The sequence below is a fragment of the Brachybacterium tyrofermentans genome, assembly GCF_014897585.1.
Classification (GTDB): domain Bacteria; phylum Actinomycetota; class Actinomycetes; order Actinomycetales; family Dermabacteraceae; genus Brachybacterium; species Brachybacterium tyrofermentans.
Window position 1 is genome coordinate 117,755 of record NZ_JABUXW010000012.1, and the last position, 22,259, is coordinate 140,013.

General features: G+C 70.6%; 19 protein-coding genes and 1 tRNA gene. 16 read left to right on the forward strand and 4 right to left on the reverse strand.

Annotated features, from left to right (window positions below; all coding sequences use genetic code 11):
* The first annotated feature begins 151 nt into the window (after positions 1-151).
* The 6 genes from INT49_RS10625 (at position 152) to INT49_RS10650 (ending at position 8,495) form a co-directional block, all read left to right on the forward strand.
* Positions 152-1,567, forward strand: coding sequence for a CCA tRNA nucleotidyltransferase (locus INT49_RS10625; RefSeq protein ID WP_193117754.1), 1,416 nt, complete (start codon positions 152-154; stop codon positions 1,565-1,567).
* 181 nt (positions 1,568-1,748) lie between these two features.
* The gene (locus INT49_RS10630) at positions 1,749-4,349 is read left to right on the forward strand and encodes a transglycosylase domain-containing protein (RefSeq protein WP_193117709.1); all 2,601 of its coding nucleotides are present in this window, start codon (positions 1,749-1,751) and stop codon (positions 4,347-4,349) included.
* Positions 4,350-4,494: 145 nt separating this feature from the next.
* Entirely contained in the window at positions 4,495-5,574 is a 1,080-nt protein-coding gene (locus INT49_RS10635; RefSeq protein ID WP_193117710.1) for an iron-siderophore ABC transporter substrate-binding protein, read from the forward strand.
* A gap of 1 nt (position 5,575) precedes the next feature.
* The gene (locus INT49_RS10640) at positions 5,576-6,676 is read left to right on the forward strand and encodes a FecCD family ABC transporter permease (RefSeq protein ID WP_226850250.1); all 1,101 of its coding nucleotides are present in this window, start codon (positions 5,576-5,578) and stop codon (positions 6,674-6,676) included.
* The gene (locus INT49_RS10645; RefSeq protein WP_193117711.1) at positions 6,676-7,659 is read left to right on the forward strand and encodes a FecCD family ABC transporter permease; all 984 of its coding nucleotides are present in this window, start codon (positions 6,676-6,678) and stop codon (positions 7,657-7,659) included. The genes INT49_RS10640 and INT49_RS10645 overlap by 1 nt, the downstream gene beginning before the upstream one ends.
* The gene (locus INT49_RS10650; RefSeq protein WP_193117712.1) at positions 7,656-8,495 is read left to right on the forward strand and encodes an ABC transporter ATP-binding protein; all 840 of its coding nucleotides are present in this window, start codon (positions 7,656-7,658) and stop codon (positions 8,493-8,495) included. The genes INT49_RS10645 and INT49_RS10650 overlap by 4 nt, the downstream gene beginning before the upstream one ends.
* 356 nt (positions 8,496-8,851) lie before the next feature.
* On the opposite strand, the gene INT49_RS10655 is transcribed toward INT49_RS10650, so the two are convergent.
* The gene (locus INT49_RS10655; RefSeq protein ID WP_193117713.1) at positions 8,852-10,960 is read right to left on the reverse strand and encodes a S9 family peptidase; all 2,109 of its coding nucleotides are present in this window, start codon (positions 10,958-10,960) and stop codon (positions 8,852-8,854) included.
* A gap of 246 nt (positions 10,961-11,206) precedes the next feature.
* On the opposite strand from INT49_RS10655, the gene rpsF reads away from it, so the two are divergent.
* The 4 genes from rpsF (at position 11,207) to rplI (ending at position 12,963) form a co-directional block, all read left to right on the forward strand.
* On the forward strand, positions 11,207-11,497 hold the full coding sequence (gene rpsF / locus INT49_RS10660) for a 30S ribosomal protein S6 (protein WP_193117714.1): 291 nt from the start codon (positions 11,207-11,209) through the stop codon (positions 11,495-11,497).
* Between the two features lie 56 nt (positions 11,498-11,553).
* A complete protein-coding gene (locus INT49_RS10665) occupies positions 11,554-12,123 on the forward strand; it encodes a single-stranded DNA-binding protein (protein ID WP_193117715.1) in 570 nt (189 codons plus the stop codon).
* A gap of 116 nt (positions 12,124-12,239) precedes the next feature.
* The gene (rpsR, locus tag INT49_RS10670; protein WP_193117716.1) at positions 12,240-12,476 is read left to right on the forward strand and encodes a 30S ribosomal protein S18; all 237 of its coding nucleotides are present in this window, start codon (positions 12,240-12,242) and stop codon (positions 12,474-12,476) included.
* 16 nt (positions 12,477-12,492) lie between these two features.
* Positions 12,493-12,963 carry a 50S ribosomal protein L9 gene (gene rplI, locus INT49_RS10675; RefSeq protein ID WP_193117717.1) on the forward strand — a complete coding sequence of 157 codons (471 nt, stop codon included), beginning with the start codon at positions 12,493-12,495 and terminating at the stop codon, positions 12,961-12,963.
* A gap of 166 nt (positions 12,964-13,129) precedes the next feature.
* On the opposite strand, the gene INT49_RS10680 is transcribed toward rplI, so the two are convergent.
* Positions 13,130-14,509 (reverse strand): aminotransferase-like domain-containing protein, encoded by a 1,380-nt coding sequence (locus tag INT49_RS10680; RefSeq protein WP_193117718.1) that lies wholly within the window; start codon positions 14,507-14,509, stop codon positions 13,130-13,132.
* A 60-nt stretch (positions 14,510-14,569) separates the two neighbouring features.
* Here INT49_RS10680 and yczE point away from each other — a divergent pair, with 60 nt between their 5' ends.
* From yczE to INT49_RS10700, 4 genes are all read left to right on the forward strand, one after another.
* Positions 14,570-15,232: a membrane protein YczE gene (yczE, locus tag INT49_RS10685; protein WP_193117719.1), complete on the forward strand. Its 663-nt coding sequence runs from the start codon at positions 14,570-14,572 to the stop codon at positions 15,230-15,232.
* Positions 15,233-15,241: 9 nt separating this feature from the next.
* Positions 15,242-15,526, forward strand: coding sequence for a hypothetical protein (locus INT49_RS10690; protein WP_193117720.1), 285 nt, complete (start codon positions 15,242-15,244; stop codon positions 15,524-15,526).
* Positions 15,527-15,573: 47 nt separating this feature from the next.
* A complete protein-coding gene (locus INT49_RS10695; RefSeq protein ID WP_404801948.1) occupies positions 15,574-17,016 on the forward strand; it encodes an amino acid permease in 1,443 nt (480 codons plus the stop codon).
* A 118-nt stretch (positions 17,017-17,134) separates the two neighbouring features.
* Positions 17,135-17,218, forward strand: a tRNA-Leu gene (locus INT49_RS10700).
* Positions 17,219-17,325: 107 nt separating this feature from the next.
* Here the strand turns inward: INT49_RS10700 and INT49_RS10705 are convergent.
* The gene (locus INT49_RS10705; protein ID WP_193117721.1) at positions 17,326-18,366 is read right to left on the reverse strand and encodes an LCP family protein; all 1,041 of its coding nucleotides are present in this window, start codon (positions 18,364-18,366) and stop codon (positions 17,326-17,328) included.
* Between the two features lie 174 nt (positions 18,367-18,540).
* Between INT49_RS10705 and INT49_RS10710 the strand changes: the two genes are divergently transcribed.
* Positions 18,541-19,365 carry an alpha/beta hydrolase gene (locus INT49_RS10710; RefSeq protein WP_193117722.1) on the forward strand — a complete coding sequence of 275 codons (825 nt, stop codon included), beginning with the start codon at positions 18,541-18,543 and terminating at the stop codon, positions 19,363-19,365.
* Positions 19,366-19,388: 23 nt separating this feature from the next.
* Positions 19,389-20,504, forward strand: a complete 1,116-nt coding sequence (locus tag INT49_RS10715) for a magnesium and cobalt transport protein CorA (RefSeq protein ID WP_193117723.1) — start codon at positions 19,389-19,391, stop codon at positions 20,502-20,504.
* A gap of 34 nt (positions 20,505-20,538) precedes the next feature.
* Here INT49_RS10715 and INT49_RS10720 read toward each other — a convergent pair whose 3' ends face one another.
* The gene (locus INT49_RS10720) at positions 20,539-21,087 is read right to left on the reverse strand and encodes an NYN domain-containing protein (protein WP_193117724.1); all 549 of its coding nucleotides are present in this window, start codon (positions 21,085-21,087) and stop codon (positions 20,539-20,541) included.
* Positions 21,088-22,259: the final 1,172 nt, after the last annotated feature.

Sequence of the window (22,259 nt, forward strand, 5' to 3'; positions counted from 1 at the left end):
AGGACCTCCTGTGATCGCTCCCGCCGACCCTGCTGGCCCCGCTGACCCCGTCGACCCGATCGGCCCTGCTGACGCTGCTGGCCCTTCCGACTCCGGCGACCCCGCTGCCGCCGCCGATCGACTCGCCACCGCCCGGACCCGGTCCGCCCGCATGTTCCGGGCGCTGCCGGAGGAGATCCACGACCTGGGCCGACGCTTCGAGGCAGCCGGCTTCGAGCTCGCCCTCGTGGGCGGGCCGGTGCGGGACGCAGTGCTGGGACGCTCGAGCGCCGACCTCGACTTCACCACCAGCGCCCGCCCTGACGAGACCGAGGCCATCCTGCGCACGTGGACGCGCGACGGCGGGATCTGGGACATGGGCCGCGACTTCGGCACCCTGGGCGGGGTCCGCAACGGGGTGAAGGTCGAGATCACCACCTATCGCACCGAGTCCTACGACCCCACTAGCCGCAAGCCCCAGGTCGCCTATGGCGACACCCTGGAGGGAGACCTCTCCCGTCGTGACTTCACGGTCAACGCGATGGCGGTGCGGCTTCCCTCCCTCGAGCTGGTGGATCCCTTCGACGGGCTCGCCGACCTCTCGCGGACCGTGCTGCGCACCCCCGTCGGCCCGGAGCAGTCCTTCACCGATGATCCGCTGCGCATGATGCGCGCGGTGCGCTTCGTCTCCCAGCTCGGGTTCCGCATCGAGGACGCCACGGCCGACGCGATCGAGTCCCTCGCGGAGCGGATCACGATCGTCTCGGCCGAGCGTGTGCGCGAGGAGCTGGTGAAGCTCATGCTCGGGGCCCATCCCCGCGGCGGTCTCGAGCTGCTCGTGGAGCTGGGGCTGTCCGCCCATGTGCTGCCGGAGCTGCCGGCCCTGAGCCTGGAGATCGACGAGCATCACCACCACAAGGACGTCTACCAGCACACCCTCACCGTGCTGGATCAGGCCATCGACCTCGAGAGCCCCGCCGGCTCGGGAGGCCCGTGCGAGGCTCCTGACCTGGTGCTGCGGCTGTCCGCGCTGTTCCACGACATCGGCAAGCCGGCGACGCGGCGCTACGAGCCCGGCGGAGCGGTCACCTTCCGCTTCCACGAGACCGTGGGCGCGAAGATGACCGCGAAGCGGATGAAGGCGATGACCTTCGACAAGGACACCACCAAGAAGGTGGCACGCCTGGTCGAGCTGCACCTGCGGTTCCACGGCTACGCCGAGGCGCCGTGGAGCGATTCGGCCGTGCGCCGCTATGTCACGGACGCCGGGGAGCTCCTGCAGCACCTGCACCGGCTGACCCGCGCGGACGTCACCACCCGCAACCGCCGCAAGGCACGAGGGCTGGCGCGCGCCTATGACGAGCTCGAGGCGCGCATCGATCATCTGGCCGAGCAGGAGGAGATCGGGCGGATCCGCCCTGACCTCGACGGGAACCGGATCATGGAGATCCTCGGGATCGGTCCCGGCCGTGAGGTGGGCGACGCCTACAAGCACCTGCTCGAGCTGCGCATGGAGCACGGCCCGCTCGGCGAGGACCGTGCCAGCGAGGAGCTGAAGGCCTGGTGGGAGGCCCGCGACCAGGGCTGAGGCCTGACCGCCAGGTCGATCCGGCCTGGTCGCGGTGTGAGCGAGGCCGCATGAGACGTGCACACCCTGTGTGTTTCTCGGCGGAGACGTTCCGTCGGGCCGGGAGGCGTGTCCATACTGGGATGCCGTGCGCCCTCCGGCGCATGGACCAGTTCGTCCCCTCGAAGGACCAGGAGCAGTCATGAGCGATTCTCGACGCTCGTCCCGCGGCTCGTCGGACCGATCGAACCGATCGAAGAAGCCGACGGGCGGTGGCGCACGCCGCGCAGCAGGAGTGCGCCGCGCGCCCTCGTCCTCCGGGAAGCCGGCGGAGCCCAAGGGCACCAGCCGCACCGGTCGCCGTGCAGGGGCCTCCTCCGAGGGATCGTCGGCCGCGAAGCGCTCGACGGCCGCTGGCGGCGCGGCGTCGACGGCAGGGAGACCCGCCAGCTCGAAGCCCGCCGCGGCGACGAGCGGCGGCACCGCGTCCTCACGGGGAGCGAGCCGCACCTCGGTCAACGCCCGTCACGCCGGCACGGCGGCGACGGCCGGCGCGGCCGCAGCCTCGGCCGGCAAGGGGCGGAAGAAGAAGGTCGCCGCGACGAACTTCCTGAACTACCCGCGGGCGGGCCGGAAGAACCCCTGGCGCTGGTTCCCCTCGCTGCGCCTGATCGTGGGCGCGATGGCGCTCATGGTCCTCGCCGGGCTCGGCTTCGCCGTCTGGCTCTACAACGACACCTCCGTTCCCGAACCCTCCGACTTCGCCCTCGCCCAGACCAGCCGGGTCTACTACGCCGACGGCGAGACCGAGATGGGCACGTTCAGCGAGATCAACCGCACCGAGCTCGACGCCGACGAGATCCCGCAGAACGTCAAGGATGCTGTCGTCGCGAGCGAGGACGACACCTTCTACGAGAACCGTGGCGTCTCCCCGCGCGGCATCGTGCGGGCCCTGGTCAACAACCTCCAGGGCGGTGCACGCCAGGGCGGCTCCACGATCACCATGCAGTACGTGGAGCGGTACTACACGGGCAGCGAGACGTCCTACGTGGGCAAGGCCAAGGAAGCGATCATGGCCCTGAAGATCGACCAGGAGCTGGACAAGGACGAGATCCTGTCGCGCTACCTGAACACGATCTACTTCGGCCGCGGCGCCTACGGCGTGCAGGAGGCCTCGCAGGCCTACTTCGGCAAGGACGCCGCGGACATGACGGACGCGGAGGCCGCGCTGCTCGTGGCGGTCATCCCCGGCCCCTCCTCCTATGACCCTGCCGTGAACAAGGAGAAGTCCGTCGAGCTGTGGGATCGCGTGATCTCTCGCGAGGTCAACGTCGGGGAGATGTCCCCGGAGGACGCCGAGGTGCTCGAGTTCCCCGACACCGTCGAGCCCAAGAGCGAGAACACCCTGGCCGGGGACAAGGGCTACCTGCTCGACCAGGTGCGCACCGAGCTCGTCGCCGAAGGGTTCACCGAGGACGAGATCAACACCGGCGGCTTCACGATCGTCTCCACGATCGACCCCGGGATCCAGAACAACACCGTCGAGGCCGTCAAGAACCTCCCCGAGGACCGGCCGGAGCAGAATCGCGTCGGCACGGTCACGATGGATCCCTCCACGGGGGCGATCCGAGGCATGTACGGCGGCGAGGACTTCGTGACGCAGCCGCGCAACGACGCCACCCAGTCGCGCATGCAGGCCGGCTCGATCTTCAAGACCTTCACCCTGATCGCGGCGCTCGAGGACGGCTACCCGCTGGACTCCCAGTGGGACGGCAACTCGCCGAAGACCTTCCCGGGCTGGACGGTCAACAACTTCGGGGACTCCGACTACGGCCGGGTGAGCCTGAGGAAGGCCACCGCCAGCTCGATCAACACGGCGTACGCCGAGGCGAACCTCGAGGTCGGTCCCCAGCGCACGATGGACACCGCGATCGCCCTGGGCCTTCCGGAGAAGACCCCCGGGCTCTCGGCCGACGCCTCGAACGTGCTCGGCTCGGCGTCCCCGACGGTCACGGAGATGGGCGAGGTCTACGCGACCATCGCCGCGGGCGGCATGCACCGGGACTCCTACATCGTGCAGGACGTGACCCGGCCCGACGGCTCCTCGCGCTATGAGCACCAGTCCGAGGAGAAGCGGGTGATGGACGAGGACGTCGCCACCAATGCGACGGTCGCGCTCCAGGGCCCGCCCACCACCGGCTCCGCCCGCGACCTGCAGGGCGTCATGGACGGCCGCGAGGTCGCAGGCAAGACGGGCACCTCGGAGAAGTTCCGCTCGGCCTGGTTCGTGGGCTTCACCCCGCAGCTGGTCACCGCGGTGGGCATGTTCCAGCCGTCCGAGGACGGCACCACGGAGGAGCAGCTGACCCCCTTCGGCGGCGAACGGAACATCACCGGCGGCACCTTCCCGACGGCGATCTGGGGCGACATCATGTCGCAGTCCCTGGAAGGTCAGGAGATGCTCGAGTTCCCCGGTGAGGTCACCCTGGACAACGAGACCCGCGAGCGCAACACTCCGCCGCCGACGCAGGCCCCGCCGCCCACGCAGGCGCCGGAGCCGACCGAGGAGCCGACGACGGAGGAGCCCACGGAGGAGCCGACGACGGAGGAGCCGACCGAGGAGCCGACGACCGAGGAGCCGACGGAGGAGCCCTCGGAGGAGCCCTCCGACGAGCCCTCTGAGGAGCCCTCCGACGAGCCGTCCGACAAGCCGTCGGACAAGCCCTCCGACGCGGCGAAGGACAAGCCGAGCAAGAAACCGGAGAAGGACACCCCGGAGTCGAGTGACGGGGGCGGGGACTGACCGAGGGCTGCGAGCGCGGCCCGAGGGTGAGCCGGATCACCGATCTGTTCTCCCCGGCCCCCTGTGAGGACGAATTACGTGAGGCTAGGCTTACCTAAGTAAGGCCGGGGATTCCCGGCCGGCCCCACGTCGTCGCAGGAGTCCCATGAGCCCCGCCGCCAGCCGCCCGACCCGCCGTACCTGGATGGCCGGAGCGCTCGCCGCGCCCTTCGTCCTCGCCGCCTGCAGCGCCGGCGGCGAGGAGGGGAACAACGGCTCGGGCACGAACTCGGGCTCGGGGGCGGATGCCGCCGGCGGGGCCGCGGGCGACTTCTCCCCCGTGACCCTCGACCACGCCCTGGGCACGGCGGAGATCACCGCGAAGCCAGAGCGCGTCGTGACCCTCGGACAGGGGTCCGCGGAGACTGCCATCGCGCTCGGGCTGATCCCCGTCGGCATCGAGGAGTACCCCTGGGGGGCCGACCCCGAGACCGGGTACCTGCCATGGATCCACGACGCCGTCGCAGAGGCTGGCGGTGAGCTTCCTGAGCAGTTCACGGGAGGCTCGGAGCTCGATGTGGAGGCGGTCCTCGCGCTCGAGCCCGACGTGATCCTGGCCCCCTGGTCCGGCCTCACCCAGGAGCAGTTCGACGTGCTCACGGACATCGCCCCCACGGTCGCCTATGCGGAGCAGCCCTGGGTGATCACCTGGGAGGAGCAGATCGCCACGATCGGCAGGGTGCTGGGCGAGGACGAGGCGGCGGCCGGTCTGATCGAGGAGATCCAGAGGACCTTCGAGGAGGCCGCGCAGCCCGGCTACGCCGACGTCAGCTTCTCCTTCATCTACAACTCGGGTCCCGGCACGCTGGGCGTCTTCTACCAGGACGAGCAGCGGGTGGCGATGGTCAGCGCCCTGGGACTGCGCGTCGACCCCGTCAACCAGGAGCTCGGCGAGTGGGATGTCCCCGGCACGGATTCCGCCATGATCGGACTGGAGAACGCGGACAAACTGGCGGACTCCGATCTGATCTTCACGTTCTACTCCGACGAGGCGAACCGCGCCGAGATCGAGACGCAGGACCTCTACGCCTCCATCCCGGCAATCTCGCACGGCGCGATCGTGGCCCCCACGGATCAGTCGTTCGTGACGGGGTCCTCGATCATCACCCCGCTCACCGTCCCCTGGGCGCTGGAGCGGTACGTCCCGATGATCGACGAGGCCATCGCGCAGGTCCCTGCCTCCTGAGATGACCGGGACCTCCACGATGCCCCGCGGCTCGGCCGAACGTGCGTCGGCAGATCCTGTGCCCGCCGACCCTGCGCCGGCCGACCCCGTCCGCACGCCCGGGCGGGACGACGGCCGCCGGCTCCCGCGGTGGACCGCGCTGGTCCTGGCCGCCGGGCTCCTCGTCGTGGCGTGCCTGGCGAGCCTCTTCCTGGGGTCGCGGGAGACGGATCTGGCGGGCGTGTGGTCGGTGCTGCGGGGCGACGGCGAAGAGCATCTGCGGCAGGTGGTCGCCGCCCGCGGGGCGCGCACCGTGCTCGGTGCTGCGGTCGGGGCGGCGCTCGCCGCCTCGGGGCTGATCATCCAGGGCGTCACCCGCAACCCCCTCGGGGAGCCTGGCCTGCTGGGAGTGACCTCCGGGGCCTCGGCCGCCGTGGTCACCGCCACCGCCTTCCTCGGCTTCTCCGGCGGAGCGGGGACCGTGTGGGTCGCGCTGCCCGGTGCGTTCCTCGCGGTCGTGGTGGTCTACCTGCTGGGACGCCCGGCCGGAACCCATTCGGTGGTGCCGCTGATCCTGGCCGGCGCCGTGATCTCCGCGGTGCTCCACGCCTATATCCAGGCCATGATCCTCACCCGTCCGGACGTCTTCGAGTCGTACCGGCACTGGGTGGTCGGATCCCTGGCCGGCGCCTCCTACGACGCCCTCGCAGCGGTGGGCCCCGCCCTGCTGCTCGGGCTGCTGCTCGCGGCTCTGGTCGCCCCGGGCCTGAACACCCTGGCCCTCGGGGACGACGTCGCGACCGCGCTCGGCACCCGGGTGGGCCTGCTGCGCGTCGGCTCGATCCTCGCGGCGACCCTGCTCGCCGCCGCCGCGACCGCCGCCGTCGGCCCGATCGCCTTCATCGGGCTCGCGGTGCCCCATCTCGTGCGCGCCCTGGTGGGCACGGACCACCGGTGGCAGCTGCCCACCTGCCTCCTGCTCGGGGCCGCCCTGCTGCTGGGATCCGACGTGGTGGCCCGGGTGATCGTGCGCCCCCAGGAGCTCATGGTCGGGGTGATCACCGCCTTCCTCGGGGCGCCGTTCCTGCTGTGGGCCGTGCGCCGCGGCATGGTGACCACCTGATGGCCCGCTCCTGGACCCTCGGCCTGCTCCTGCTGGTCGCGATCCTCGGCGGCGGCCTCGCGACCCTCGCCTGGGGTGATCTCGGCGTGGGCCCGCGCGATCTCGTCACCGCGGCCCAGGGCGGAGCCGACACGAAGGTCACGTTCGTCCTCGAGCGACTCCGCGGGCCCCGCCTGCTCGTCGGGATCGGCGCCGGGATCGCGTTCGGGGTGGCCGGTGCCCTGTTCCAGACCGTCACGCGGAATCCGCTCGGGAGCCCCGACGTGATCGGGCTCGGCAACGGAGCGGGTGCCGGGGTGGCCCTGGCGACGCTGCTCGCGCCCGGCATCGTGCCCGCCCCCGTCGGCGCCGTGCTCGGCGCCGCGGTCGCCATCGGCCTGGTCCATGTCTCCACCGGACTCGGCTTCGCCTCCCCGGCCCGGGTGATCATCACCGGGATCGGCGTGGCCGCGATGGCCCTGGCCCTCACGCAGTACGTGGTCGCGGTGTCCCTGCGCGACGCCTCCAGCCAGCTCGCCGGCTACCTCGTGGGCACCCTGAACTCCCGCAGCCTCGGCCAGGCCGCACTGATCGCCGTCGCCCTGGCCGTGCTGATCCCGTTGACAGCGCTCCTCGCCCACGACCTGCGGATGATGGACCTGGGTGATCAGCTGGCGGACGCGCTCGGGGGCAACGCGGTGCGCACCCGGACTGCGGCGATCCTGCTGTCCGTGCTGCTGGCCGCCGCGGCCGTCTCCGTGGCTGGCCCGATCGCCTTCGTGGCCCTGGCCGCGCCGCACATCGCCCGCCGGATGAGCGGGACCCCGGGCCCGCACCTTCCCCTGTCCGCGCTGGTGGGGGCCCTGATCATGGTTCTCGCGGACTTCACCGTCCAGCACGTCGCCCCGGTCGAGGACCTCCCGGTCGGGGTCATCACCGCCGGGGTGGGCGGCCTGTACCTGGGGTACCTGCTCGTCACCGACTGGAAGAAGGCCGACGCATGAGCGCACCGCTCACCGAGCCCATAGGGTCCGCCGATCCCTCGTCCCTGCGCCTCGCCGGGGCCACCGTCGCCTACGCCGAACGGCCCGTGCTCGAGGGCTTCGACCTCGAGGTGAGCCGCGGGATGTTCACGGCGGTGATCGGGCCCAACGGCTGCGGCAAGTCGACGATGCTGAAGGCGCTGGCCCGCACCCTGCGACCCCGGGCCGGCGCCGCGCTGCTCGACGGCCGGCCCCTGGCGCAGTGGCGCTCCAAGGCCATCGCCCGACGGATCGCGCTCCTGCCCCAGGACCCCGTGGTCCCCGAGGGGATCACGGTGAAGGCCCTGGTCGCGCGAGGACGCCACCCGTACCACTCCCCGTGGCGCCAGTGGCTGAGCGGGGATGACGAGGTCGTCGCGGAGGCGCTCCGCGCGACCGGCGTCGAACAGATCGCCGACCGGCCCGTCGCCGGGCTCTCGGGCGGACAGCGCCAACGGGTCTGGATCGCCATGATCCTCGCCCAGGACACCGAGTACGTGCTGCTGGACGAGCCCACGTCGTTCCTCGACATCGCCCACCAGATCGAGGTGCTCCACCTGTGCCAGGACATGCGCGACCAGGGCCGCACCGTGGTCGCCGTGCTCCACGACCTCAACCAGGCCGCGCGCTACGCGGACCATCTGGTGGTCATGGACGCGGGCCGGATCGTGGCGGAGGGCTCGCCCTCGGAGGTGCTGCACGCAGAGCTGGTGGCAGAGGTGTTCGATCTGCAGGCCGAGATCGCCGAGGACCCGCAGAGCGGAACCCCGATGGTGATCCCGGTGCGGCGAGCGGGTGACCAGGTGATCCGCTCCTGATATCCCACTCCTGACATCCCAGCCCGGACATCCGCTTCCCGGCACCGCGTTCCAGGCAGCGCAGCCCTGACGTCCCATTTCTGACATCGATGGAAGGTCTCGAATATCTGACATCGATGTCATGATGCGCGCCAGCTCGACCGGATGGACATCAGGGCAGGGCGACGTGCCATCATCCGGTATGGCTACTCGATGCGAACAGTGCGGCGGCAAGATCCGCGGCAAGATCTACACCTCGGTCACCGGCAGGTACCTGTGCAGTCGGTGCGGGACCCGACTGCAGGGACGCACCGCAGGTGTCGTAGCCGGTGGCGGGATCGCCGGCGGCCGCAGCACCGGCGGCTGGTACGCACGGGTCAGGAAGGCGATGGGCCGCCGGTCGTAGGGTCACGCTCCGCAGATCCACGTGCTGCGGAACCGCGCGGCGTGGGACCGCTCATCACGGAACCGCTCTTCCTGCGGTCGCTCGTCCCTGTGGCGAACACCCGGGCCCACCACTCCAGCACCGCCTCGAACCGTTCCACCCGGTGCCGGGGCCGTCCCGACCTGGTCAGCTCGTGGTTCTCTCCCGGGAAGATCAGCATCTCTGTCTCCACCCCGGCGCGCCGGAGCGCCGTGTAATACCGGGTGCCCTGCTCGAGCGGACAGCGGTGGTCCTCCTCGGAGTGGATCACCAGAGTGGGAGTGCGCACCGAGCCGGCGTGCCCGAAGGCGCTCTGCCGGGCGATGTCCGCGGGCTCGGTGCCGATGTACTCGTCGCCGAAGTAGCTGCCGATGTCGCTCGTGCCCTGGAAGCTGAGCGGATCCAGGAAGCCGCGCTCCACGATCGCGCCGCGGAACCGGTGGTCGTGGGCGATGATCCAGGCGGTGAGGTACCCGCCGTAGGAGCCGCCCAGGATGCCCAGCCGCTGGTCATCGAGGCGGTCGTCGGCCGCGAGAGCCCCGTCGAGCAGGTCGATCACGTCCTCGGCGTCCACGGTCCCGAAGCCGCCGCGCACGGCGCGTCCATGAGCGCGGCCGTAGCCCGCCGAGCCCCGCGGATTCCCGTAGACGACGGCATATCCCGCGGCGACCAGCGTCTGCACCTCGTCGAGCACTCCCACGCCGTAGGCGGCATGCGGCCCGCCGTGGAGGAGGAGCAGGGTCGGGAACGGGCCCCGGCCCTCGGGGACCGCCGACCATCCGTGCACCGGATGGCCGGAGCGTCCCGCGAGCTCCAGCTCCCGGGGCTGGACGAGGCCGGCGTCGCGGAGGCCCGCGCCGGTGTCCACGAGGGTGCTCGGCGCCTCCTCCCCGGTTCGCGCGAGCAGCACGCCCGAGGACTCCGCCGTGGTGGCCGCGGCGAGGACGAGATCACCGGCGGCATTCACGCCGTGCACCTCGAGATCGCCGTCCAGCACCCGGCTCACGGCGCCGGAGCGGTCGATGCGCAGCAGATGGACCCGCCCGCGCTGCGGCGAGGTGACCAGCACCGACTCGCCATCGGGCACGAGGGGTCCGGTGAGCTCGAGGGACTCGGGGTCGGTGATCCGGCGGGGTCCGCCTGCCTCCAGCAGCCAGAGCGCCACGTCGGGGGCGACGGAATCCCGGCCCGCGCCGGGCTGCGAGGCGAGCAGCGCGATCGTGCCGTCTGCGAGAACGGTCAGGTCGTGGATCCGCAGGCCGTCCTCCGGAGCCAGCAGCACCGACTCCTCGCCCTCGTCGACGGGCAGGTGGATCAGGGCGGTGCGGAGATCGCGTCTCGGTGCCTCCGAGCCCTCGTAGGCCTCCCGCACGGCGAGCACCGCGGTGCCGTCGGGCGTGAGGGTGATCGCCGTGTGCTCCGCGAACGCGCTGGTCAGCTGGGCGGCCGCAGCCGGGGCCGTCGGGGTGGTCGCGAGCGGGCCTTCCGGATGCGGCGCCGCGGGATAGGCGGGCTCGCCGCCCACCGGGGAGGCCTCCACCACGAAGACCTGGGTGGGGCGATCCGTCGAGAACCCGACGCCGTTGGTATGCCAGCGCAGCCCCGTGATGCGGCGCGGCGACTCCGCGCCCGGTTCGAGCCCGTCGACGGTGCCGTAGCGCCCGGGCTCGGCGACGCGCGCCGTGAAGGCCAGGCGGGAGCCGTCCGGGGTCCAGGTCGCCGGGCCGGCGCCGAGCAGCTGATCGGTGATCTGGAGGGGCTCCCCGCCCCGGGCGTCGAGCAGATGCACCTGGGGGCGGCCACGGGAGTCCGGCCGCAGGAACGCGATCGTCGTCCCGTCGGGCGAGAGCCGCGGGGCGGTGTCGCTGACCCCGCGGGTGAGCCGACGCGGTGCTGTATCAGCCCCTGACGGACCAGGCGCGAGATCGATCCTCCACAGCTGGCCGACGGCGCGGTTCGCCCGGCAGTCGGGCCGGGATGCGGCGTAGATGGCGAAGGAGCCGTCGGGGGCGAGCGACGGACGGGAGAGCGAGGTCATCAGCTCGATGTCGTAGGGCTGCACTGTGCCGAACCTACCAGCGCCGATGCCTCCGGGCCGGGGCCTGGCAGGACCTCCCGCGGCGGTCGCGACGGGCAGCTCGTTGTGATGCCTGGCGCACGTCCACACGCGCCCTGGCCCTCACCGGGAGCGGCAGGTAGTCTTGGCCGGTCCGTGACGTGCATCGCCGATGTACGGACCGGGCGGCATGAACCCTCCTGCCACGGAGAGACCGTGGCCGTAGAGACCACAGGAGGTGGGTACCAGAACATGCGTAAGTACGAAATGGTCGTGATCCTCGACCCGTCCGTCGATGAGCGGACTGTCAGCGCAAACTTCGAGAAGCTCGTCCAGGTCATCCCGACCGAAGGCGGCACCATCGACAACGTCGACCTCTGGGGCAAGCGCAAGTTCGCCTACGAGATCGACAAGAAGACCGAGGGCATCTACATCGTCATGCAGTTCACGGCGAAGTCCTCGACGTCCCAGGAGCTGGATCGTCAGCTCGGGCTCAACGAGTCCGTCATGCGCACCAAGGTCATGCGTCTCGACGCCAAGTGACCTGCGCTCACTGATCCCCACACCACACCACAGCACCCCGGAGCAGAGGAGCACCCATGGCGAATGACACCGTCATCACGGTGATCGGCAACCTCACCGCGGATCCCGAGCTGCGTTTCACGCAGTCCGGCATCGCGGTCGCGTCGTTCACCATCGCGTCCACCCCCCGCACCTTCGACCGTCAGGCGAATGAGTGGAAGGACGGCGAGGCTCTGTTCCTGCGCTGCTCCATCTGGCGCGACGCCGCGGAGAACGTGGCCGAGTCGCTGGAGAAGGGATCCCGCGTCGTCGCGCAGGGTCGCCTGAAGCAGCGTTCCTTCACCGACCGTGAGGGCAACAACCGCACGAGCATCGAGCTCGACGTCGACGAGGTCGGCCCGTCCCTCAAGTACGCCACCGCGAAGGCCAACAAGGTCCAGCGCGGCGGCGGCGGTGGCGGCCGTGGCGGTTTCGGCGGCGGCGCTCCTCAGGGCGGTGCCCCGCAGGGTGGTGGCCAGGGCGGCTTCGGCGGCCAGGGCAACCCGGGTGGTCAGGGCGGTTACAACAATGCGCCGCAGGGCGCCCCCAACGCCGACCCGTGGGCCGGCGGAGGGAACCAGGGCGGATACGACGACCCGCCCTTCTGATCGTGACCGGAGGCGCCTCATCTCGATGAGGCCCCTCGCACCGATCACTGCAGTTCACTGAATTACTCCATCCCGGGTGCATGCCCGGGCTCCCCTCAGAAAGAAGGAGCACCACGATGGCCAAGCCCTCACTTCGTCCCCCGAAGAAGAAGCAGAACCCGTTGAAGGCCGCGGGAGTCGAGACCGTCGACTACAAGGACGCTGCGCTGCTGCGCAAGTTCGTCTCGGACCGAGGAAAGATCCGCGCTCGTCGGGTCACCGGAGTCACCGTCCAGGAGCAGCGCAAGATCGCGAAGGCCGTGAAGAACGCCCGCGAGATCGCCCTCCTGCCGTACTCGACCTCCGGTCGCTGAGCGAGGAAGGGAAAACATGACCACCAAGCTCATCCTCACCCATGAGGTCTCCGGCCTCGGAGCCGCCGGTGACGTCGTCGACGTCAAGGACGGCTACGCCCGGAACTTCCTGATGCCGCGCGGTCTCGCGACCCCGTGGACCAAGGGCGGCCAGCGCCAGCTCGACCAGATCCGCTCTGCCCGTGGCAAGCGCGCGATCGCCAACGTCGAGGACGCGAAGGCGCTCAAGGCGGCTCTTGAGTCGAAGCCCGTCGTCATCGCCGAGCGCGCCGGCCAGAACGGCCGTCTCTTCGGCGCCGTCTCCTCCAAGGAGATCGCCGAGGGCGTCAAGGCAGTGTTCGACAAGGACATCGACCGTCGTACCGTCGAGTTCCCCACGCCGATCAAGGCGCTGGGCGAGCACAAGGCGACCGTGCGTCTGCACGAGGAGATCTTCGCGAACCTCTTCGTCCAGGTCGTCGCCGCCAAGGGCGCCGTCAAGGCCTGATCGACGTCTGATCCACGTACCTCACGGTACGCACGGGAGGCGACCGGTCCGTTGACCACGGGCTGATCGACCTGCCGCAAGGGACCCCGCACCGTTCTCGGTGCGGGGTCCCTTGCTCTGTTCTGAGGCTCCTCCACGAGCTTGCCCGTCTCGATGTCTTTGCAGGTCAGGAGTCGATCTCGGCGAGCACCGACAGCGCGCTGCGCAGCTCCTCGGCCCGGCCGGAGAAAGGGATCCGCACGCTGTGCGGCCAGCCCGTGCCCCCGGGGGAGAAGAGGGCGCCCGGGGAGATCGCGACGCCACGTTCCAGCGCCCGGGCAGAGAGCTCGTAGGCGTCGAGCCGGGTGCCGTGGGCCCAGATCGAGAGACCGCCCGCCGGGTCGGACCACCTCCACCCGGGCAGCATCTCGCGCAGCCCGCCCGAGGCGGCCGCATAGGTGTTCTCCAGGTGGGGTCGGCAGTGCGGCTCGTCCGGCAGCCCGGCCCGCTCGAGCAGGCGCGCCGCGACGCTCTGCTCCAGCCGGGGTGCGCCGAGGTCGACCCCCAGCCTCAGGTGCGAGAGGGCGTCGGCGAGAGGGGCGGGAGCACGGACCCACCCGATCCGGAGCCCCGCCCAGAGCGACTTCGAGACGGAGCCGACCAGCAGCGTCGTGGCGCCGTGTCCGTGCATCGGAGGCGGCTGCGGGGCCCGCCGCCAGTTCATGCCGGCGAGGGTCTCATCGATGATCAGCGGCGTCCCGGTGCGGGCGGCGGCACGGAGCACGCGGCCGCGGTCCGCGGAACCGATCAGAGTCCCGGTCGGATTGTGGAAGTCCGCCGTCAGGAGGGCGGCGTGGAGCGCCCCGGCCGTGAGCGCCTCGACGATGGCCCCGGAGTGGTCGTGGGCCACGTCGATCGGCACCACCCGTCGGCGGGCCGTGCGGATCGCGCGGGCGGAGTTGGGGTAGCCGGGGTTCTCGGTGCCGACCCGGGCGCTCGGTGCGGTGGCGGCCAGCAGCGCCAGATGGATCCCGCTGACGGCCCCGGTGGTGATGACCACCTGGGAAGGATCGGTGGGCAGGCCCCGCCGCTCGTAGTGCCGGCAGATCTGCTCGATGAGCGCCGGGAGCCCGTCGGCCGGGACGCTGCCCCAGGCGGGGTCCTCGGCGATGTCGGCGACGACCTCGGCGGCGATCCCTGCGACGAGCGGGTGCGGCGGGAGCACCGTCGCCCGGAGGTCGATGGTGCCCGCCGGGAGCGCAGGAGTCCGGGAGGTGAGGGACTCGACCGGACCCGAGCCGGGGGCCAGGATGGTGCGGCCCGACCCCCGGCGTGACGCGAGGACGCCCCGATCACGGGCGGCGTCGAGCGCCCGCACGACGGTCCCTCGGGAGAGTCCGATCTGGTCGGAGAGCTGTCGTTCCGAGGGCAGCCGTGTCCCCGGGACGAGCCGGCCCTCGGCGGCGAGCCCCGCGATGCGGGCGCTCAGCCACTCGGCGCGCCCGGTCGAGGGCGGCTCTCCGAGCATGCCCAGCACGGTGGGCAGGGGCACTGGAGGGAGAACCATGGGGCCAGTGGACCACTATTGGCCCTGTGTTGCTAGTCCAGTTGCTGCCAGAGTTCCAGCATGCCTGCACCTCTGGAGAACCTCAGCCTTCGTCAGCAGCTCACCGTCGACCGCAGAGGACTGCGCCTGCTCAGCCTCGTCGTGGGGCTGACCGGCTTCGGCGCCGGAGTGGGGATGATGATCCGCGCCGGTCTGGGCGCCGCGCCCTGGGACGTCCTCTCCGTCGCGCTCGCGGAGCGCACCGGGCTGAGCATCGGTGTCGTCACGATCATCGTGAGCTTCGTGGTGCTGCTGGCCTGGATCCCGTTGCACCAGCGGCCGGGGATCGGCACCCTCGCCAATGCGCTGTGGATCGGGATCGCCGTGGACCTCACGCTGCACGTCCTTCCTCCGGCGGGGGCCCTGCTGTCCGGCCTGCTCCTGCTGCTGGGCGGGGTGGTCGTGAACGCGGCGTCCTCCGCGCTCTACATCGGAGCCCTGCTCGGGCCGGGCCCGCGCGACGGGCTCATGACCGGGATCCACCACCGGTGGGGACTGCGCATCGGACCCGTCCGACTGGGCATCGAGGTGGCGGTGCTCGCGCTCGGCTGGCTGCTCGGTGGCCCGCTCGGGATCGGGACGATCATCTATGCCCTCGCCGTCGGCCCCATCGTCCATCTCGTGCTGCCCCGGGTGACCATCCCGGTGCGACGGGAGCCGAGCTCCGTGCCGGTTCTCCACTAGGGTCGAGCCATGTTCGGACGCGCCGCCCAGCAGCAGAAGCAGATCGAGACCCTCCAGGCCCACGTGCGCCGGCTGGAGGGCCTCGTGGACGTCCTCGCCGCCCGCGGGGACGTGGGCGAGGAGGAGCTCCGGGACCTGCGTGGCCAGGCCGGAGCCCAGATCCCCGAGCGCTGCCGCGCCCTGGCCGACGAGGGCAGGCACATCGAGGCGATCAAGGCCTACCGCGAGCTCACCGGAGCCGGCCTGGTCGATGCCAAGAACGCCGTCGACCAGTACCGGGCGCACGGCATCTGACCCACGCGGACTCTGACCCGCGCGGCCGGCCGGGCTACCCTCGTGCGGTGACCACTCCTTCTTCGAACCCTGCACCCGCCGTCGAGCGCGGGGCCGACGGGCACCTGGCCCGTTCCCTCGGCCACGGCCAGATGGCGATGATCGCCATGGGCTCGGCGCTCGGCACCGGCCTGTTCCTCGGCTCCGGCGAGGCGATCGGCATCGCCGGCCCCGCCGTGATCATCTCCTTCGCGCTCGGTTCCCTGATCGCCGCGAGCGTGGCGCTGGCGATGGGCGAGATGGCGTCGAGGCACCCCGTGCGGGGCGGCTTCGGCACCCTCGCCGCCCGCTACCTGTCCCCGTTCTGGGGGTATCTCACGCGCTGGCTGTACTGGATCGTCACCGTGTGCGTGACCGGCGCCGAGCTGGTGGCCTGCGCCGCCTATCTCGCGTACTGGGTGCCGGCGATCCCGATCTGGGCAGGGATCCTGCTGTTCGCCGCCGTCATCATCGCGATCAACATGACCTCGGTGGGCTCCTTCGGCGTGGTGGAGTTCTTCCTGTCCTCGATCAAGGTGATCGCCGTGGTCGTTTTCATCCTGATCGGCGCGATCCTGGTGCTCTTCGGGATGCCGGGACAGCCCGCCGCCGGGTTCGTCGAGCTCACGGCCGAGGGCGGCTTCGTGCCCATGGGCTGGAGCTCCGTGTGGGTGGCCCTGTCGGTGGTCATGTTCTCCTTCGGCGGCATCGAGCTGCTGTCCATCACCGCCGCCGAGGCGAAGGATCCCGCGCGATCCATCCGCACCGCGGCCCGCACCACCGTGGTGCGCCTGGCCTTCTTCTACGTGCTGTGCATCGGCATCGTGGTGTGCCTGGTGCCCTGGCAGCAGGCCGCCGGCACCGGTGAGGACGTCGCGACCTCCCCGTTCGTCATGGTCTTCGACCGGATCGGCATCCCCGGCGCCGCCCACGTCACCAACCTGCTGGTGCTCATCGCGGCGCTGTCGGCCGCGAACGCGAACCTCTATGCGGGCAGCCGCATGCTGCACTCCCTGGCGTCCGACGGCCTCGCCCCGCGGATCGCCGCGATCACCACCCGGCGCAAGGTGCCGATCGTGGGCATCGCCTGCAGCTCGCTGGGCATCCTCGGCGCCGGCGTGCTCGCCTTCAGCGAGGTGGGCGGCGTGTTCGGCTACATGATGAGCCTCGTGGTGTTCGCCGTGATCCTGGTGTGGGCGCTCATCCTCGTCACCTATCTCCGCTTCCGCAGCCTCAAGGTCGAGGGAGCCACCTTCCGCATGCCGGGAGGGATGCTCTCGGCCGTGCTGGGACTGATCGGCCTGGTCGCCGTGCTCGCCACCGTGACCGTTCGCCCCAGCATGCAGATCGCGGCGATGGTGGGCGTGCCCGCTGTGCTGGTCGCGATCATCCTCTACGTCGCGGTGGCCCGCCGTCGCATCGATCCCGCGGACATCGAGGACGCCTTCGACGAGGCCGAGAGCATGCGCTGATCCGTCGGGGAAGTGGCGTTCGTTACTGTGCCGGTCCTCAGCTTCTGCTGACAGTGATGCAGGGGTAACCTAGGGGAATCTTCGGTCTCGGTGCCTTGAGACCCGGTGCCGGAGAAATGCGCAAGTGGCGGAATTGGTAGACGCGCACGGTTCAGGTCCGTGTGCCGGAAACGGCGTGGGGGTTCAAGTCCCCCCTTGCGCACCGCAGGAATTCCCCGGTTCACTCAGGTGAACCGGGGTTTTTCATCTCCTGATGGACCCTCGCGCGCTCGGTTCCCCCTCAACCCCCAGCCCCCAGCCCCAGCCGGCTCAGTCGGCGTGCTCGGCGGCGTAGTCGTCCATCGAGTCCTCCGCGAGGGCGGTGCGCAGCGAGTCCATCCCGTCCTCGTCGGACGCCACCACGCTCGCGCCGCCGGAGGTGGTGTACGGGTCCCCGTGCGGTGCGGCCAGGAACTGCAGATCGGAGCTGCGCAGGTCCCGGTTGTCCAGGCCCAGCCGGACGATCTCCGTCGAGTCCAGGCCCTCGTCCGTCGTGAGGTACGGGGAGAGCGCCGCGATCGTGTCGCGCATCTTTCCGGGGCTGGACAGGGTGTTCCCGCTGATCAGCTCGGACGTGATGGCTTTGAGCAGCTGCTGCTGGTTCTCGTTGCGCGCGAAGTCGCCCCCGTCGAGGTGCTTGCGCTCACGGGCGAAGGTGAGCGCCTCCTCGCCGTCGAGATGCTGCGTGCCCTCGGTGAACTGCATGCCGTCGCGCTCGAAGGATTCGGGCACCTGCACGTCCACGCCGCCGAGGGTGTCGACGAGGCCCTGGATGCCCTCGAAGTCGATGAGCGCGACATGGTCGATCGGGGCCTGCGTGTAGTCCTCGACCGTGCTCACGGCGAGGGGCACACCGCCATAGGCGAGGGCGGCGTTGAGGCGGTCCTCGCCGTGCCCGGGGATGTCCACCTGGAGGTCGCGCGGGAAGGAGACGATGTAGGCGGCGGATCCGTCCTGGGGGACGTGCACGAGCATCATCGTGTCGGAGCGCTGGCCGGTCACCCCCTGGTCGGCGGCGTCCTGGGGTGCACGCTGATCCGATCCCAGCAGCAGGATGTTCTGCCCGCCGTCGTCCGCGCCCTGCGGGCGCTCGCCGTCGGAGGCCCCGCGGTCGAGGCTGACCACGCTGCGCTTCTCATAGGCCTCCTCGAGCGACCCCAGGTACCGCCCGGTGAGGACGCCGCCGACGGCGACGAGACAGGCGATCACGAGCAGGGCGAGCAGCGCCGTCCGGCGGCGGGGCCGACGGGGCCGACGAGGCTGGCCGGGGTGGTCGTGCGGGGCGGGGCGCGGTCCGGTGGTGTCGTTCATGTGCCTCTCGGGGTCGAGGTCAGGCGGTCCCGACCCTACGGGACGGTCGGAACGGAACAGTGTGCCCGTGCGACCCCGACGGCATCACGTCTCTATGAGCACCCTCACCCGATCCTCCGCCCCTCCCGGCTCGCAGGTACCGAGCATCGCGGGATGACGGGGCATCATGGCCCCATGAGTTCTGACGCCCGCCCCACCTCCACCGAGTTCTCCCTCGCCGGCCACGGCGGCACCCTCGCCGGGCGCGCGTGGACCCGTCCCGATGCGCGGTGGATCGCCGTGCTCTCCCACGGCTACGGCGAGCACGTGGGCCGCTACGAGTGGGTCGCCGCCCGGTTGAACGACGCCGGCGCCGCGGTCTACGCCGCGGATCATCTCGGCCACGGCCGCAGCGACGGCCAGCGTGTGCTGATCAGCGACTTCGAGCCGGTCGTCGAGGATCTCGACCTGGTGGTCCAGCACGCTGCCTCCCAGCATGCGGGGCTGCCGATCGTGCTGATCGGGCACTCCATGGGCGGTCTCATCGCCGCCCGCTACACCCAGCTGCACGCGAGCTCCCTCGCCGCGACGGTGCTCTCCGGCCCGGTGCTGGGCTCCTGGGCCACCGTGGACGAGCTGCTCCCGCTCGACGAGATCCCGCCGACCCCGATCGACCCCGGCACCCTCTCCCGCGACCCCGCTGTCGGCGAGGCCTACGCCGCCGACCCGCTGGTGTGGCACGGCGACTTCGCCCGCCCCACCCTCGAGGGTCTCCAGCAGGCGATGCGCACGATCGAGGAAGCCGGCGGCGTCGGGGAGCATCCGATGCTCTACCTGCACGGCGAGGCGGACCGCCTGGTGCCGCTCCCCGCCAGCTGGGAAGGGCTGCAGTCGCTGCGCGGTCCGCGGACCTTCGTGAAGACCTACCCGGGAGCGCAGCACGAGATCCTCAACGAGACCAACCGCGACGAGGTGATCGCGGACGTGATCGGCTTCGTGGAGGGCGTGCTCACTGTCTGAGCGGCGAGGAAGGAGACACATCGATGAGCACGCGACGACATGGCCCGTCCCGGAACCGGCGCACCGATCGCGCCCGCGAGCAGGCGGGTGCACGCACCAGGCCTGGCGACGGCGCCCCGTCGACGACTCGCTACGTCGAGCAGGGCGTCCCGAGCCGCCAGCCCGACGGCGACTCGATGGCTGATGCGCTGGAGTTCTCGCGCGCGGCCCCGGACCGGATGGTGATGTTCTTCTATCCGCAGCCCGCTCCCGAGCAGATCACGGAGCTCGGCGAGGCCTGGGACCTGCACCCCCTGCTGCTCGAGGACCTGCTCACCGCCCACCAGCGCCCGAAGCTCGAACGGTACGGCGACGTGCTGTTCCTGGTGGTGCGCTCGGCCCGCTACGTCGATGCGCAGGAGGAGGTCGACTTCGCCGAGTTCCACCTGCTGCTGCGCCCGGGCGCGGTGGCGGTGCTGTGCCAGGACGGGAGCTGGATCGACGGTACTGCCGGCCCTCAGCTCGACGAGGAGCATCCCCTGACCTCGACCCGCCGGGAGCGCTCGGTGTTCGAGGACGTCAACCTCCTCGAACTCGGGCCTGAGGCCGTGCTCTACCGCGTGCTCGACACGATCGTCGACGGCTACGACCCCGTGCTGAAGGGTCTCCGGGTCGACCAGGAGCAGATCGAACGGCAGGTGTTCAGCGGGGATGCCGCGGTCGCCGAGCGGATCTACCGGCTCAGCCAGGAGGTCATCGATATGCAGCAGGTGATCACCTCGTTGCGCGACGTGATCGACGACCTGCAGGCCGGCTTCGGGAAGTACAGGATCCCCGGCGAGCTCCAGGCCTATCTCGACGACGTCGGCGACCACCTGGCGCGGGCCGCCTCGCGCGTGCGGGACCTGCGTGACGCCCTCTCCCAGATCCTCGACGTCAACGGGACCCTGGTCGCGCAGCGCCAGAACGAGGACATGAAGAAGATCTCCGGCTGGGCGGCCATCCTCTTCGCCCCCACGCTCATCGGCGCGATCTACGGCATGAACTTCGACGACATGCCCGAACTGCACTGGGCGTACGGCTACCCCATGGCGATCGGGATGATGATCGCCCTCGGAGTGCTGCTCTACGTGATCTTCAAGCGCAGCAAGTGGATGTGAGCCGGGGGACGCTGATGCGTCCCCCGACCGTGCCTCAGATGAACTCGAGCGGATCGAAGTCGTCGATGTCGATGATCCGCACGCGGGGCAGCTTGCTGGTGAACGCGGCGACGTCGTACTCGAGGTCGTGGAACTCGATGCCCGGGATCTCCTGGAGATCCGCGGCCATGAACTCGCGGAAGCCCACGAGAGCGGTGCGGCGGTCCGGCGTCGCCGCCAGATCCGTCATCTGCGGGACGAAGTCCTTGTCGTGGCTGACCAGCATGACGTCCGCCGCCCGCGACTGCAGCGCTTCGGCCGTGCGCTGGATGGCGATGTCCACGACCTTGCCCTCGCCGCGCAGCGGGACCGTCTTGTAGCCCAGCGCGATGAGCGCCTGGACGAAGCCCGACGGCAGGCTGTCGCCGACCGCGAGGAAGAACAGGCCCTTGACGGGCTGTGCCCACGAGACCTCGGCGTGGTGGAGAAGCTTGTTCCAGCGCGGGCGCTCCTCAGGCTGCGGCCGACGGCCGAGCACGGAGATGCCGAGCGTGGCGTCGATGTTCTCGCCGTCCACCAGGAGGTATGTGGTGCGTTCTGTCATGCCTCGACCTTACGCGCTCGGGAGGACCGACGCGCGCGAGGACCGACCCGCGCAGGGGCGGACGCGCGGGAGCACGAACGGAGCACAGACGACTGCGGCCGGAGCACGGGCGGGCAGGTTGTGACACGGAGGGACACGGGGGGACGCGGAGGGACACGGAGGGACACGGGGGGACACGAAAGGGCACTGACGGACACGGTGTGACACGGAGAAACGGGCCGACGGGGCGGACGCAGCGGAAGATGCGCAGCACCCCGCCCGGCGGATCCGCGTCGAATTGTCCTCCACAATGATGCTTCATCCACATTCTCAGCCCGGGGCTTGACATTCAGAATGAGGCATCTTCGAGTCGGCCCGGCGGGTTATCGATTTTGATGGAGTCTCCGTCGACGTGGCTCATTGCTGCGCCTCGATGGCGAGTCTCGATGGCGCGTCTCGATGGCGAGACCGGCGAGACCGGCGAGACCGGTGAGACCGGTGAGGCCGGTAGGACTGGTGGCACCGGTGGCACCGGTGGGGCTGGTGCGGCCGGTGAGGCTCGAGTGTGAGCTGTGCCGAGTCCGGAGCGTGTCTTGGCGGGAACTCCACGCCACTTCGCCCGCGTGAGGGGTGCGCGGAGATCTCCCCCTCAGAGGTCTTGTTCCGAGGTCTATCTGACATCGATGTGAGGGGAGCTCAGGCGTCGACGTGAAGGCATCGGACCTGGGTGGACGCTTATCCAGTGGCACGTCGGTCCATCGCGTCACCTGTCCATCGCGTCACCGCGGGACCTGCCGAGCTCGCTCCACCTTCGCGTCGCCTCGTTAGAGCGCGCCGCTCCATCGCCTCCGCTTTTGCGCTCACGCGCTGTCTTCACCCCGCCTCTCCGCCGAGCCTCGGCGCTCTCACCGTCACGCTGGCTGTCCTGCTGCCCTGCTGCCCTGCTGTCCTGCTGACCGTTCCGCCGGCTGTTTAGCTGGCCGTCCCGCTGGCTGCCCGACCATCTGCTCATACCGTCGTCCGGCGGTCGACCTCTCCTCCCCACAGGGTAGTTATCCACAATTCTTCCCCGCCACGCGCCCATTCCGTGAAATGTCGGAGCTGCGATATAGAATGAAGGTATTCGGTCGTAGGGTAGCCACCGAGAGAATCTGCGGACGGTTCTGATCGGGTCGTCGGAAGTCGAGGAGGGC